The sequence below is a fragment of the Bacillus sp. B1-b2 genome, from assembly GCF_009183415.1.
Classification (GTDB): domain Bacteria; phylum Bacillota; class Bacilli; order Bacillales; family Cytobacillaceae; genus Niallia.
On the sequence record NZ_WEHU01000025.1, the window covers coordinates 26,621 to 40,689 of the forward strand.

Annotated in this window: 13 protein-coding genes and 1 tRNA gene; 13 read left to right on the forward strand and 1 reads right to left on the reverse strand. The window is 35.8% G+C overall.

What is annotated here, in order from left to right:
• Positions 1-15: 15 nt before the first annotated feature.
• Both whiA and F9279_RS19320 read left to right on the forward strand, forming a co-directional pair.
• A complete protein-coding gene (gene whiA, locus F9279_RS19315; protein WP_152115938.1) occupies positions 16-960 on the forward strand; it encodes a DNA-binding protein WhiA in 945 nt (314 codons plus the stop codon).
• Between the two features lie 146 nt (positions 961-1,106).
• Positions 1,107-1,358 carry an HPr family phosphocarrier protein gene (locus tag F9279_RS19320; RefSeq protein ID WP_152115939.1) on the forward strand — a complete coding sequence of 84 codons (252 nt, stop codon included), beginning with the start codon at positions 1,107-1,109 and terminating at the stop codon, positions 1,356-1,358.
• 71 nt (positions 1,359-1,429) lie between these two features.
• Here F9279_RS19320 and clpP read toward each other — a convergent pair whose 3' ends face one another.
• Positions 1,430-2,032 carry an ATP-dependent Clp endopeptidase proteolytic subunit ClpP gene (clpP, locus tag F9279_RS19325; protein WP_152115940.1) on the reverse strand — a complete coding sequence of 201 codons (603 nt, stop codon included), beginning with the start codon at positions 2,030-2,032 and terminating at the stop codon, positions 1,430-1,432.
• A gap of 296 nt (positions 2,033-2,328) precedes the next feature.
• Here clpP and F9279_RS19330 point away from each other — a divergent pair.
• From F9279_RS19330 to smpB, 11 genes are all read left to right on the forward strand, one after another.
• Positions 2,329-2,400, forward strand: a tRNA-Arg gene (locus tag F9279_RS19330).
• Between the two features lie 283 nt (positions 2,401-2,683).
• On the forward strand, positions 2,684-3,700 hold the full coding sequence (locus F9279_RS19335; protein WP_152115941.1) for a sugar-binding transcriptional regulator: 1,017 nt from the start codon (positions 2,684-2,686) through the stop codon (positions 3,698-3,700).
• Between the two features lie 55 nt (positions 3,701-3,755).
• Positions 3,756-4,766: a type I glyceraldehyde-3-phosphate dehydrogenase gene (gene gap, locus F9279_RS19340; protein WP_152115942.1), complete on the forward strand. Its 1,011-nt coding sequence runs from the start codon at positions 3,756-3,758 to the stop codon at positions 4,764-4,766.
• A 94-nt stretch (positions 4,767-4,860) separates the two neighbouring features.
• Positions 4,861-6,045, forward strand: coding sequence for a phosphoglycerate kinase (locus F9279_RS19345; protein WP_152115943.1), 1,185 nt, complete (start codon positions 4,861-4,863; stop codon positions 6,043-6,045).
• Positions 6,046-6,080: 35 nt separating this feature from the next.
• On the forward strand, positions 6,081-6,842 hold the full coding sequence (tpiA, locus tag F9279_RS19350; protein ID WP_152115944.1) for a triose-phosphate isomerase: 762 nt from the start codon (positions 6,081-6,083) through the stop codon (positions 6,840-6,842).
• Positions 6,835-8,370, forward strand: a complete 1,536-nt coding sequence (gpmI, locus tag F9279_RS19355) for a 2,3-bisphosphoglycerate-independent phosphoglycerate mutase (protein ID WP_152115945.1) — start codon at positions 6,835-6,837, stop codon at positions 8,368-8,370. The genes tpiA and gpmI overlap by 8 nt, the downstream gene beginning before the upstream one ends.
• Positions 8,371-8,395: 25 nt before the next feature.
• Positions 8,396-9,691: a phosphopyruvate hydratase gene (gene eno, locus F9279_RS19360; protein WP_152115946.1), complete on the forward strand. Its 1,296-nt coding sequence runs from the start codon at positions 8,396-8,398 to the stop codon at positions 9,689-9,691.
• Between the two features lie 200 nt (positions 9,692-9,891).
• Complete coding sequence (gene secG, locus F9279_RS19365; RefSeq protein ID WP_152115947.1) at positions 9,892-10,128, forward strand: preprotein translocase subunit SecG; 237 nt, start codon at positions 9,892-9,894, stop codon at positions 10,126-10,128.
• A gap of 213 nt (positions 10,129-10,341) precedes the next feature.
• Complete coding sequence (locus tag F9279_RS19370) at positions 10,342-11,085, forward strand: alpha/beta hydrolase (protein ID WP_226793722.1); 744 nt, start codon at positions 10,342-10,344, stop codon at positions 11,083-11,085.
• Between the two features lie 61 nt (positions 11,086-11,146).
• Positions 11,147-13,441, forward strand: a complete 2,295-nt coding sequence (rnr, locus tag F9279_RS19375; RefSeq protein ID WP_152115966.1) for a ribonuclease R — start codon at positions 11,147-11,149, stop codon at positions 13,439-13,441.
• A 128-nt stretch (positions 13,442-13,569) separates the two neighbouring features.
• Positions 13,570-14,037: an SsrA-binding protein SmpB gene (gene smpB, locus F9279_RS19380; protein ID WP_152115949.1), complete on the forward strand. Its 468-nt coding sequence runs from the start codon at positions 13,570-13,572 to the stop codon at positions 14,035-14,037.
• Positions 14,038-14,069 lie beyond the last annotated feature (32 nt).

Consider the following 14,069-nt stretch of genomic DNA (forward strand, 5'->3'; position numbering starts at 1 on the left):
AGGGGGTGAGGGGTAATGTCGTTTGCTTCGGAGACAAAAAAAGAACTAACCAATATTGAAGTAAAGAATTGCTGTGGAAAAGCAGAACTATCTGCACTAATTCAAATGAATGGTACGCTTTCTTTTTCTAATCAAAAATTAGTTGTGAATATTCAAACAGAAAATGCAGCTATTGCTAGAAGAATTTATACTTTAATCAAAAGGTATTTTGATATATCAGTGGAATTACTAGTACGTAAAAAAATGCGCTTGAAAAAAAATAATGTATATATTGTTCGTATATCTAATTATGGAAAAGAAGTGCTTCAGGAACTTAGTATTCTTACAGAGGGATTTGTGTTTACTCATGAAATTTCCCCTGAATTAGTAAAGAAGAAGTGCTGTAAAAGATCGTATTTAAGAGGTGCTTTTTTAGCTGGAGGTTCTGTTAATAATCCAGAGACCTCTTCTTATCATTTGGAAATATCCTCTTTATATAAAGAGCATATACATGCACTAAGCGAGCTAATGAATACCTTTGGTTTAAATAGTAAAATTTTAGAACGTAAAAAAGGGTTTATCACGTACTTAAAAGAAGCAGAAAAAATTACAGAGTTTTTAAATATCATCGGAGCTCATTCAGCACTATTGCGCTTTGAAGATATAAGGATTGTAAGAGATATGCGAAATTCTGTTAATAGACTCGTAAATTGTGAAACCGCCAACTTAAATAAAACGATTGGCGCAGCACTGAGACAAGTGGAGAATATTCGCTTTATTGATAGGACGGTAGGGTTAGAAATATTACCAGACAAACTGAGAGAAATTGCAGAGCTTAGAGTAGCATATCAAGATGTTACTTTAAAAGAGTTAGGGGAAATGGTTTCCTCAGGAAATATAAGTAAATCTGGAATTAATCATCGATTAAGAAAAATAGATGAAATTGCAGAATCTCTTCGCCATGGCGAAGAGGCAAGATAAAGAAGATGGGTCGAATATTGATCCATCTTCTTTTGTTATCAGAAATTTTTTGGAATTCGAAAATTAATCCTTGTTGCTTACAGCCAAATGAACATTTTCCTTGTATAATAGAAGAATGACTACTTTGGTGAAGGGATGGATGACTGATGGTCGAAAAAGAGGTTACAGTAACACTAAAATCAGGATTGCAAGCTAGACCTGCGGCTCTCTTTGTACAAGAAGCTAGTAATTTTTCAGCAGAAGTATTTATTGAGAAAGATGGAAGAACTGTAAACGCGAAAAGTATTATGGGGATTATGGGATTAGCCATAAATTCAGGGAGCACGATTAAATTGCTTGTTGAAGGCAGTGATGAAGTGGAAGCGCTTGAATTATTGAGTGGTCTATTAGAATCATGATTTATTATCGTTCAATATCTTTTACGTAAAAAAGCACCTGGCGCTATTATTAGCCAGGTGCTTCTTGTGGATTATTTATTCTTAGGATCTACAGAATTACGACTGATAACATGATCTACTAAACCATATTCTTTCGCTCTGTCTGCAGTCATAAAGTTATCGCGTTCTGTATCTCTTGCAATTACTTCGATTGGTTGACCAGTACGCTCAGATAGAATACCGTTTAACTTTTCGCGTAAGAAGAGAATTCTTTTTGCAGCAATTTCAATTTCTGTTGCTTGACCTTGAGCACCACCTAATGGTTGGTGAATCATTACTTCACTGTTCGGAAGTGCATAACGTTTACCCTTTGTACCAGCAGCTAATAAGAAAGCACCCATTGATGCTGCCATACCGATACAAATTGTTTGTACATTTGGTTTAATGTATTGCATTGTATCATAAATCGCCATACCAGCTGTAATGCTTCCGCCAGGGCTGTTGATATAAATAGATACATCTTTTTCTGGGTTCTCTGTTTCTAGGAATAAAAGCTGCGATACGATAGAATTTGCTACATTATCGTCGATTGCACTTCCTAACATAATAATACGATCTTTTAATAGACGAGAATAAATATCGTAAGCACGCTCTCCTCTATTTGTTTGTTCAATAACTGTAGGAATTAAATTCATGTAAAATCCTCCTTTTAAGTTCCTTATAAAAATTAAGTATTTTCCTGCTTCAGTATAAATACTCTATACTGTATGTAATCCTAATGATACACGGAAAAGTCAATTAAGGTCAAACATTAACACTTGAAAATAAGAAATATCATTCGACAATCTTATGTAGATAAGATAATGCTTGATTCACATACTTCCATCTTATGTTTTCCTTCTTCCATGATTCCCATTTCTTTTCTTTTTAAACCTTTAGTTGCAATAGAGTAGAACATAGAATATAATATGTAGGCATAACTTTATGTTTTGTCCTTGTGGTGTAACGGATAGCACGTAAGATTCCGGTTCTTAAAATGGGGGTTCGATTCCCTCCAAGGGCGTTAAAAGATGCTAGCAATTCCCAATAGGATGCTAGCATCTTTTTTTATAGAATATAAAAATGATCAAATTTACACAGTCAATACAGTGACAATTATGTAAATAGCTTATGATAGCCACTAATTCGTCAAATTCCACAAAAAATAGACGTTTATTAGTTGAATTCATCGTTTACTGGTGTTAGAATGAGTCTGTAGCAAGAAGTTCTTTTTTTGATTCACCCGGGACGTAAAATGTCTATGTGGGACTTATATTGACCACTGTAAGTGAAGGAGCTTTCATCACATGATTTCTTTGATAGAGATACAAAAAAGATTATTACCTGATTTACTTACAGTTATGCAAAAAAGGTACTATATTCTTCAGTATATAAAAAATATGCAACCTGTAGGAAGAAGGAGCTTGTCTGTAAGCCTTGGTTTGACAGAAAGAGTCCTTCGTAGTGAAGTCGAAGTTTTAAAGGATCAACAGCTTATACATATTACAAACATCGGCATGACAGTCACAGCTATAGGAGAAGAGGTACTGGAAAGTCTTACTAGTGTTATGAGAGATGTAACGGGTATTAACGAAATGGAGACTAATTTGCAACATAAGTTAGGCATTAATAGGGTTATTATTGTCGCAGGTGATAGTGATACTTCTCCATGGGTTAAAAAAGAATTAGGACTTGCAACAGCATCTTGTATGAAATCTCTCCTTATAGGAAATAATATCATCGCAGTTAATGGTGGCACCACTATGTCTTCTGTTGCTGAAGTACTTACACCTGATATTGCAACGGGCGAATTACTATTCGTTCCTGCGAGAGGTGGAATAGGAGAAGATGTAAAAAATCAAGCTAATACTATTTGTTCTAGGATGGCAGACCAAACCAAAAGTAAGCACCGTGTATTATATGCACCTGATGAGGTAAGTAAAGAAGTGTATAAAAGCATACTTACAGATCCTCAGATTAGCGATGTGCTTAAATTGATACGTTCTGCAAATCTTTTATTACATGGTATTGGTGAGGCACTTAGTATGGCAAAACGTAGAAATACGAGTGCAAGTGACCTTGAAAAACTAGTTCAAGTAGAAGCGGTAGGCGAAGCTTTTGGGTATTATTTTAATGAAGACGGGGAAGTAGTTCATAAGGTTCAAACAATTGGATTACGGCTTGATGAGCTTCCAAATGTACCAAATATTATAGCAGTAGCTGGTGGCGCTTCTAAATCAAAGGCTATTCGTGCTTATTTAAAACAAGCACCAACTTCAACGATATTGATTACCGATGAAGGAGCCGCACAAAACTTGATATAATGGGGAATTCCCTTTTATATATTCAATACTCTTAAAATTAGAGGAGGAAATTATAATGACAGTAAAAGTTGGTATTAACGGTTTTGGACGTATCGGACGTTTAGCATTCAGAAAAATCATGGAAAACCCAGAATTAGAAGTGGTTGCAATCAATGATTTAACTGATACTAAAATGCTAGCACACCTTTTAAAATATGATTCATCTCAAGGAACTTTCCAAGGTGAAGTAGAAGTACACGAAGGTTACTTCTTAGTAAACGGTAAAAAAGTAGTTACAACTGCTGAAAGAAACCCAGCTGACCTTAAATGGGGAGAGCTTGGAGTAGATACAGTTATCGAATCTACTGGTTTCTTCACTACAAAAGAAAGTGCAGAAGCTCATCTTACAGCAGGAGCTAAAAACGTAGTTATTTCTGCTCCAGCTACTGGTGAAATGAAAACGATCGTTTACAACGTAAACCATGAAATCCTTGATGGAACTGAAACAGTTATCTCTGGTGCTTCTTGTACTACTAACTGTCTTGCTCCTATGGCTAAAGCTTTACAAGACAACTTTGGTATCGTAGAAGGTTTAATGACTACAATTCACGCTTACACTGGTGACCAAAATACGCTTGATGCTCCACATCCAAAAGGTGATTTCCGTCGTGCTCGTGCAGCTGCTGAAAACATCATTCCTAACTCAACTGGTGCTGCTAAAGCAATCGGTCTAGTATTACCAGAACTTAATGGTAAATTAGATGGTGCTGCTCAACGTGTACCTGTTAAAACTGGTTCTTTAACTGAGCTTGTAGTAGTTCTTGAGAAAAACGTAACTGTTGAAGAAGTTAACGCAGCTATGAAAGCAGCTTCTGATGAGTCTTTCGGTTATACTGAAGACGAAATCGTTTCTTCTGATGTTATCGGAATTAGCTATGGTTCATTATTCGATGCTACTCAAACTAAAGTATTAACTGTTGGTGACAAACAACTTGTTAAAGCAGTTTCTTGGTATGACAACGAAATGTCTTACACTAACCAATTAATCAGAACTGTTAAACACTTTGCACAATTAGCTACAAAATAATTGTAGATATTTGTTAAAGCAAAACCCTTAATCAAACAGCGGAAACATCTATGTTTCCGCTATTTTAAAAATGAAACAGTGGAGGGTATCGAACATGAACAAGAAAACAATCCATGATATCGATTTAAAAGGAAAAAAAACATTCGTTCGTGTGGACTTCAACGTACCAATGAAGGATCAAACGATTACAGATGAAACAAGAATTCAAGCTGCACTTCCAACTATTAAAGAACTAATTGGAGCAGGAGCAATTGTTATTCTTGCAAGTCATTTAGGCCGTCCAAATGGAGAAGTAGTTGAAGAATTACGTTTAACTCCAGTTGCAAATCGCCTTTCTGAGCTTCTTGGTAAAGAAGTAGTGAAAGCAGATGAGTCTTTCGGAAATGCTGTTAAAGAACAAATCAGCAAGCTTTCTGAAGGAGATGTTATTCTTCTTGAAAACGTACGTTTCAATGCTGGTGAAGAGAAAAACGATGCAGAACTTGCTAAAAGCTATGCAGAACTAGCAGATGTATTCGTAAATGATGCATTTGGTGCAGCTCACCGTGCACATGCTTCAACTGAAGGAATTGCACACCATATTCCTGCTGTATCTGGTTTATTAATGCAAAAAGAATTAGATGTTCTTGGAAAAGCATTATCAAATCCAGAGCGCCCATTCACAGCTATCATTGGTGGAGCGAAAGTTAAGGATAAAATCGGTGTTATCGATAATCTTTTAGATAAAGTAGATAACCTAATCATCGGTGGAGGGCTTGCTTACACATTCGTTAAAGCACTAGGCCACGAAATTGGTTTATCACTATTAGAAAAAGATAAAATTGACCTTGCTAAATCTTATATGGAAAAAGCAAAAGAAAAAGGCGTTAAATTCTATATGCCTGTTGATGTTACGATTGCAGACGATTTTTCTGAATCTGCTAACATTAAACAAGTATCAATTGAAGAAATACCAGCGGATTGGGAAGCTCTTGATATTGGACCAAAAACAGCTGAAATTTATGCAGATGTTATCAAAAACTCTAAATTAGTTATCTGGAATGGACCAATGGGAGTGTTTGAACTTGACACATTTGCTAAAGGTACAAAAGCTGTAGCTCAAGCACTAGCTGATTCTTCAGATACATATTCTGTAATCGGTGGTGGAGACTCTGCAGCAGCTGTAGAGAAATTTGACTTAGCAGATAAAATGAGTCATATTTCTACAGGTGGCGGTGCTTCACTTGAATTCATGGAAGGTAAAGAACTTCCAGGTGTAGTTGCATTAAACGATAAATAATATCTTTAAAGATAGGCATGAAAGGATGTTTACCCATGCGCAAACCAATTATTGCAGGAAACTGGAAAATGAACAAAACTCTTCCAGAAGCTGTAGATTTCATCCAAGAAGTTAAAGCTTCTGTTCCTTCAAGTGAAAATGTAGACACAGTAGTATGTGCACCTGCATTATTCATTGGACAATTAGTAGAGTTAACAGACGGTACTGATGTGAAAATCGCAGCACAAAATATGCATTATGAGAAAAATGGTGCATTTACTGGAGAAATCAGTCCAGTTGCATTAGAAAATATTGGTGCAAAATATGTAGTATTAGGCCATTCAGAGCGCCGTGAATTCTTTAATGAAACAGATGAGTCTGTTAATAAAAAGACTTTAGCAGCTTTTGAAAATGGTTTAACACCTATCGTTTGTTGTGGTGAAACGTTAGAGCAAAGAGAAAATGGCGAAACAAATGATTTCGTTGCTTCTCAAGTAACAAAAGCTTTAACTGGCTTAACTGCAGATCAAGCAAAAGCAACTGTTGTTGCATATGAGCCAATTTGGGCTATTGGAACTGGTAAATCTTCTACTTCTGCTGATGCAAATGAAGTATGTGCACACATCCGTAAAGTAGTGAGTGAACAATTCTCACCTGAAGTTGCAGAAAGTATTCGCATTCAGTACGGTGGAAGTGTAAAACCAGAAAACATTAAAGAATATATGGCACAGCCAGATATTGACGGAGCATTAGTAGGTGGAGCTAGCCTAGAAGCTCAAAGCTTTATAGCTTTATTGGAGGCAGGCAAGAATGAGTAAATCTCCAGTAGCTTTAATCATTTTAGATGGCTTTGCTTTAAGAGACGAACGTATGGGTAATGCGGTTGCTCAAGCGAAAAAACCTAATTTTGATAAATATTGGAACTCTTATCCTCACGCAACTTTAGTTGCTAGTGGAGAAGAAGTAGGTCTTCCAGTAGGACAAATGGGTAACTCAGAAGTTGGACATTTGAATATAGGTGCCGGCCGGATCGTATATCAAAGTTTAACAAGAGTAAATGTTGCAATTAGAGAAGGTGAGTTTTCCAAAAATGAAACCTTTGTTAATGCAATAAACCATGTAAAACAAAAAGGAAAAAATCTTCATCTTTTTGGACTTTTATCAGATGGTGGAGTACACAGTCATATTGAACACATGTTTGCTCTTCTTCATTTAGCTAAAGAAGAAGGTGTAGAAAATGTATATGTTCACGGTATTCTAGATGGTCGAGACGTCGGTCAAAAGACTGCTGAAAAATACATTAAAGCAACACAAGAGAAAATGGCTGAGTATGGAGTAGGAGAATTTGCTACTATTTCTGGTCGTTACTATTCTATGGATAGAGACAAGCGTTGGGATCGTGTAGAAAAGTCATACAGAGCAATGGTGTATGGTGAAGGTCCTTCTTACTCTAACCCATTAGATGTAGTAAGTGATAATTATAATAATGGAATCTTTGATGAATTCGTATTACCATCTGTTATTACTAAGGATAACGGTGAACCAGTTGCGACTATTCAAGATGAAGATGCAGTTATTTTCTATAACTTCCGTCCAGATCGTGCAATTCAAATCTCAAACACATTCACAAATGGGGACTTCCGTTCTTTCGATCGTGGAGAAAAACATCCTAAAGATCTTTACTTTGTATGTTTAACTCACTTTAGTGAAACAGTAAATGGGTATGTTGCATTTAAACCAACTAACCTAGATAATACGCTTGGTGAAGTACTTGCTCAAAATGGGAAAACGCAACTGCGTATCGCGGAAACAGAAAAGTATCCTCATGTTACTTTCTTTATGAGCGGTGGTCGTGAAGCAGAATTCCCAGGTGAAAAACGCATTTTAATCAATTCACCAAAAGTAGCAACTTATGACCTACAACCTGAAATGAGTGCATATGAAGTAACAGATGCACTATTGAAGGAAATTGAAGCTGATAACTTTGATGCTATCATTCTAAACTTTGCAAACCCTGATATGGTAGGGCACTCCGGAATGCTTGAACCAACAATCAAGGCGATTGAAACAGTGGATGAATGTTTAGGTAAAATTATCACTTTAATTGAGCAAAAAGGTGGTAAGGCAATTATCACTGCTGACCATGGAAACTCTGATGAAGTGGTAACACTTGATGGAAATCCAATGACAGCACATACAACTAATCCTGTACCAGTAATCGTAACAGATGCTAATGTAGAATTACGTACAGATGGTATTTTAGGAGATCTTGCTCCGACAATGTTAGATTTACTAGGACTTGATAAACCAGTTGAAATGACTGGAACTACTATTATTAAAAAATAATTTAACTTAAAAGGAGAGAATGAATATGCCATACATTCAACAAGTATATGCTCGTGAAGTATTAGACTCACGTGGTAACCCAACAGTAGAAGTAGAAGTTTTAACAGAATCAGGATTCTTCGGACGCGCTCTTGTTCCATCTGGAGCATCAACAGGTGAATACGAAGCAGTAGAATTACGCGATGGCGATAAGTCTCGTTACCTTGGTAAAGGTGTTCTTAAAGCAGTTGAAAACGTAAATGAAGTAATTGCTGAAGCAATTATCGGCATGGACGTTACTGATCAAGTTGGAATTGATAGAACAATGATCGAATTAGATGGTACAGAAAACAAAGGTAAATTAGGAGCTAATGCTATCCTTGGTGTATCTATGGCTGTTGCTCATGCTGCTGCTGAAGTAGTAGGTCTTCCGCTATACCGTTACCTTGGTGGATTCAACGCTAAGCAATTACCAACTCCAATGATGAACATCATCAACGGTGGTTCTCATGCTGATAACAACGTTGATTTCCAAGAATTCATGATCTTACCAGTAGGAGCTCCAACTTTCAAAGAAGCTCTACGTACTGGTGCTGAAGTATTCCATGCATTAAAATCAGTTCTTTCTGCTAAAGGTTTAAACACTGCTGTAGGTGACGAAGGTGGATTCGCTCCAAACCTTGGTTCTAACCGTGAAGCATTAGAAGTAATCATCGAAGCTATTAAAAATGCTGGATATGAGCCAGGTAAAGATGTTTACCTTGGAATGGATGTTGCTTCTTCTGAATTCTTTAACAAAGAAACTAAGAGATATGATCTTGCTGGAGAAGGCCGTACTGGTTTAACTTCTGAAGAATTAGTATCATTCTACGAAGAGTTAGTAAACGAATTCCCAATCATCTCTATTGAAGATGGTTTAGATGAAAACGACTGGGAAGGTCACAAATTATTAACAGACCGTATCGGTTCTAAAGTACAATTAGTTGGTGACGATTTATTCGTAACAAACACTAAAAAGTTAGCTGAAGGAATTGAAAAAGGTATTGCTAACTCAATCCTTATCAAAGTTAACCAAATCGGTACTTTAACTGAAACTTTCGAAGCTATCGAAATGGCTAAACGTGCAGGTTACACTGCAGTAGTTTCTCACCGTTCTGGTGAAACAGAAGATGCTACAATTGCTGACATCGCTGTTGCTACAAACGCTGGTCAAATCAAAACTGGTTCATTATCTCGTACAGACCGTATTGCTAAGTACAACCAACTTCTTCGCATTGAAGACGAGCTTGGCGAGTTAGCAGTATATGATGGTCTTAAATCTTTCTACAACTTAAAGAAATAATTAACTTTCTATAAGTGATAGACTGTAGCAAAGCCTCCTATTATTTTGATAGGAGGTTTTGTTTTTTCCAAGGATATAGCTAGAGTATATCTTGTAAATTCTGGTGAGCTTTTTGTCAAAAAAATAGACATACTATTGTGACATAGCTTAAAATATGATACATTTAGGATAAGTAGGTTCGTTTTAATGGAGGTGTTTAGATGTTACACACAGTATTGATTACGTTACTAATTATCGTTGCAATTGCATTAATCGTTGTTGTACTTCTTCAAAATGGTAAGAGTGCTGGTTTATCAGGTGCTATCTCCGGTGGGGCAGAACAGTTATTTGGTAAACAAAAAGCAAGAGGCTTAGAATTAATCCTTCACAATGCAACAATTGTGTTAGCGATATTATTTTTCGTTTTAACCGTTGCGGTTAGTTATTTCGACATTTAATATTATTTGGTATAGATGAAAAAACCTGACCAATATTGGTCAGGTTTTTTTGTGAAAGTTAGATTTTTATTTCTTAGTTGGCATATTTAATACTTTTCATTGGATTCTATCCATTCCTTTTTACTACAATAGAGAGAGTTCTAATTTCTTTCATACATAAGAAATGTTTTATTAAATATGGGAAAAACTAATAAAAAAAGGAGAGGAACCAGAGTGAAATTAGTGGAACAAAAACCTTTAATATTTGAAGGAGATAATAAAAGAGCCGTTCTTTTATTACACGGATTTACAGGGAATACTTCAGATGTTAGATTATTAGGTCGTTATTTAAATACAAAAGGATATACTTGCTATATACCATTGTATAAAGGTCATGGTGTGCCACCAGAACAATTAGTGGAATCAGGACCAAAAGATTGGTGGAAGGATGTACAAGAAGGTTATCAACAATTAAAAGATATGGGTTATGAGGAAATAGCAGTAGGTGGACTTTCTTTAGGTGGGGTATTTTCGTTAAAATTAGGTTACACTGTACCTGTAAAGGGTATCGTGACTATGTGTGCACCAACGAGTATTAAAAGTGAAGAAGTAATGTATGATGGTGTTTTAGAGTATGCACGTCAATATAAACAGCGTGAAAAAAAATCAGAAGAGGTTATTGAAGAGGAAATTTCTCAATTTAAACCTATGAGTACACTTAAAGAATTACAGCAACTTATTAAAGATGTTCGCAATTCTATTGATCTTATTTATTCTCCTGTTTTTGTTATACAAGCAAGGAATGACCACATGATTGATATAAATAGTGCTAATATTATATATAATGAAGTAGAATCACTTGAAAAAGATATAAAATGGTATGAAAAATCTGGACATGTTATTACGCATGATCAAGAAAAAGAACAAGTATTTGAAGATTTTTATCAATTTTTAGAGAAGCTAGATTGGAATCATTAGAAGGAGGGAATTTTGTTTGGAAGATAAATTTACAGGAAACATAGATAGACTTCTAACATATATGAAAGACGAAGCATACAAACCTTTAACCGTGCAAGAGCTGGAAGAGGCATTTGGAATTGAAGATTCATCAGACTTTAAAGACTTTGTTAAAGCACTTGTTTTAATGGAGGAAAAGGGCTTAGTTGTTCGAACTAGAAGTAATCGTTATGGACTTCCAGAAAAAATGAACCTTGTTAGAGGGAAGTTATCTGGTCACGCAAAAGGATTTGCATTTGTCATACCTGAAGAACAAGGAATGGATGATATCTTTATACCTCCAAATGAAGTGAAAACGGCTTTAAATGGAGATATTGTTTTAGCAAGAGTTACCTCTGAAAGCTCTGGCCAAAGAAGAGAAGGAACGATTGTCCGCATTATCGAAAGAGGTGTACAACAAGTAGTAGGTACATATTCTGAAAGCAAGCACTTTGGGTTTGTTATTCCAGATGACAAAAAAATTGCTACAGATATCTTCATTCCAAAAGGAAGTACAAAAGGTGCAGTAGAAGGTCATAAAGTAGTAGTGAAATTAACTGCTTATCCAGAAGGTAGAAAGAATGCAGAGGGAGAGGTAGTGAAAATACTAGGTCATAAGAATGATCCTGGTGTTGATATTTTATCCATTATACATAAACATGGATTACCATTAACTTTTCCTGATGAAGTGCTAGAGCAAGCTAATAACACACCAGATAGTATCGATGAAAAGGAAATTGCGAACAGACGTGATTTAAGAAATGAAACAATTGTAACTATCGATGGTGCAGATGCAAAGGATTTAGATGATGCGGTAACTGTTACAAAATTAGAAAATGGTAACTACAAATTAGGTGTCCATATTGCGGATGTTTCTTATTATGTTACAGAGAAGTCACCGATTGATAAAGAGGCGGAAGAAAGAGGGACAAGTGTTTACTTGGTAGATCGTGTAATCCCAATGATTCCTCATCGACTTTCAAACGGAATCTGTTCGTTAAATCCTAAGGTTGATCGTTTAACCCTTTCTTGTCATATGGAAATTTCCTCTACCGGAGAAGTGGTAAGTCATGAAATTTTTCAAAGTGTGATTAAAACGACGGAAAGAATGACTTATGGAGATGTAAATTCTATTCTACAAGAAAAAGATGAAGAGTTAAGAAAGAAATATGAAAATCTTGTGCCGATGTTTGAACTAATGGAAGAGTTAGCTCAAGTTCTTCGTACGAAAAGAATGACACGTGGTGCGATAGATTTTGATTTTAAAGAATCAAAGGTTGTTGTGGATCAAGAAGGAAAGCCAGAAGACGTTATTTTAAGAGAGCGTTCTGTTGCAGAGAGATTGATTGAAGAATTTATGCTTGTTGCGAATGAAACAGTGGCAGAGCATTTCCATTGGCTACAAGTACCATTTATTTATCGTATACATGAGGATCCAAAGGAAGAAAAGCTAAGAAGATTCTTTGAGTTTATTACTAACTTTGGATATATTGTAAAAGGTACTGCGAATTCCGTTCATCCAAGAGCTCTACAGGAAATTATTGAAGCTGTACAAGGATCTCCAGAGGAAATGGTTATCTCTACAATCATGCTGCGATCCATGCAACAAGCAAAATATAATCCTGAAAGTTTAGGACATTTTGGGTTATCAACCGAATTTTATACACATTTTACTTCTCCAATAAGAAGATATCCTGACTTAATCGTTCACCGTTTAATTCGAACATATTTAATTGAAGGGGATATTAGTGCAGAGACTCAAGAGAAATGGAAAAACCTTTTAAGTGAAATTGCAGAGCATTCTTCGAACATGGAAAGACGTTCAGTAGAAGCTGAGAGAGAAACTGATGAATTGAAGAAAGCAGAATATATGTTAGATAAAATTGGGGAAGAGTATGATGGTATCATTAGTTCAGTAACGAACTTTGGTATGTTTGTTGAACTTACCAATACCATTGAAGGTTTAGTTCATGTGAGTTATTTGACAGATGATTATTATCGTTATGATGAACGCCATTTTGCGATGATTGGGGAAAGAACAGGTAAGGTTTTCCGAATCGGTGACGAAATAACGATTCGTGTTGTAAACGTGAATAAAGAAGAGCGTGCTATTGATTTTGAGGTAGTTGGCATGAAAGGGACTCGCCGTAGAGATCCGAAGAGTGAGGGAAGAGTATTTTCCACAGGAAGTTCCTCACGTGCTCCTAGAAAGGGTAAATCAGATCGAGGAGACGTAGGTCGTAAAGAGAAACCAGGAGAGTCTAGAAGAAAAGGGAAGAAAGATAAAAAGCATTTTGAGAATGCTCCTAAAGCAAAGCGAAATAAAAAGAAGCGTTAATTCATTTTTTCCTATTAAAGGACCATTATTAGATGATCGAATATCTAATAATGGTCCTGTAGGGAGACTATTTGTGAACAAGTAGTTATTTTGGTAAAATAGTTGGCAAGAGTAGGGGGAAGAGAGAGATGCCAAAAGGTGAAGGCAAACTAGTTGCACAAAATAAAAAAGCAAACCACGATTATTTTATTGAAGAGACGTACGAGGCTGGAGTTGTCTTACAAGGAACAGAAATTAAGGCGATTCGTGCAGGTAGAGTGAACTTAAAAGAATCATATGCACGTATTATTAATGGAGAAGTTTTCTTGGTAGGGATGCATATAAGCCCATATGAACAAGGAAATCGTTATAATCATGATCCTTTACGAACAAGAAAGCTATTACTTCATAAAAAGCAAATTAACAAATTGATTGGTGATACAAAGGAAATAGGATATTCCCTAGTACCTTTAAAAATTTATTTTAAAAATGGCTTTGCTAAGGTTTTAATTGGACTTGGTAAGGGTAAGAAAAACTATGACAAGCGAGAAACATTAAAACGTAAAGAAGCAAATCGAAATATCGAACGTGCTTTACGTGATAGGCAAAAAATATAATCCAATACTTTACAATTGCATTATGCTTTCGT

Coding starts and splice junctions, on each gene's coding strand:
- tpiA (WP_152115944.1), top strand. CDS start 6,081: ATGCGCAAACCAATTATTGCAGGAAACTGGAAAATGAACAAAACTCTT.
- gpmI (WP_152115945.1), top strand. CDS start 6,835: ATGAGTAAATCTCCAGTAGCTTTAATCATTTTAGATGGCTTTGCTTTA.
- eno (WP_152115946.1), top strand. CDS start 8,396: ATGCCATACATTCAACAAGTATATGCTCGTGAAGTATTAGACTCACGT.
- F9279_RS19320 (WP_152115939.1), top strand. CDS start 1,107: ATGGTCGAAAAAGAGGTTACAGTAACACTAAAATCAGGATTGCAAGCT.
- clpP (WP_152115940.1), bottom strand. CDS start 2,032: ATGAATTTAATTCCTACAGTTATTGAACAAACAAATAGAGGAGAGCGT.
- whiA (WP_152115938.1), top strand. CDS start 16: ATGTCGTTTGCTTCGGAGACAAAAAAAGAACTAACCAATATTGAAGTA.
- F9279_RS19335 (WP_152115941.1), top strand. CDS start 2,684: ATGATTTCTTTGATAGAGATACAAAAAAGATTATTACCTGATTTACTT.
- rnr (WP_152115966.1), top strand. CDS start 11,147: ATGAAAGACGAAGCATACAAACCTTTAACCGTGCAAGAGCTGGAAGAG.
- gap (WP_152115942.1), top strand. CDS start 3,756: ATGACAGTAAAAGTTGGTATTAACGGTTTTGGACGTATCGGACGTTTA.
- smpB (WP_152115949.1), top strand. CDS start 13,570: ATGCCAAAAGGTGAAGGCAAACTAGTTGCACAAAATAAAAAAGCAAAC.
- F9279_RS19345 (WP_152115943.1), top strand. CDS start 4,861: ATGAACAAGAAAACAATCCATGATATCGATTTAAAAGGAAAAAAAACA.
- secG (WP_152115947.1), top strand. CDS start 9,892: ATGTTACACACAGTATTGATTACGTTACTAATTATCGTTGCAATTGCA.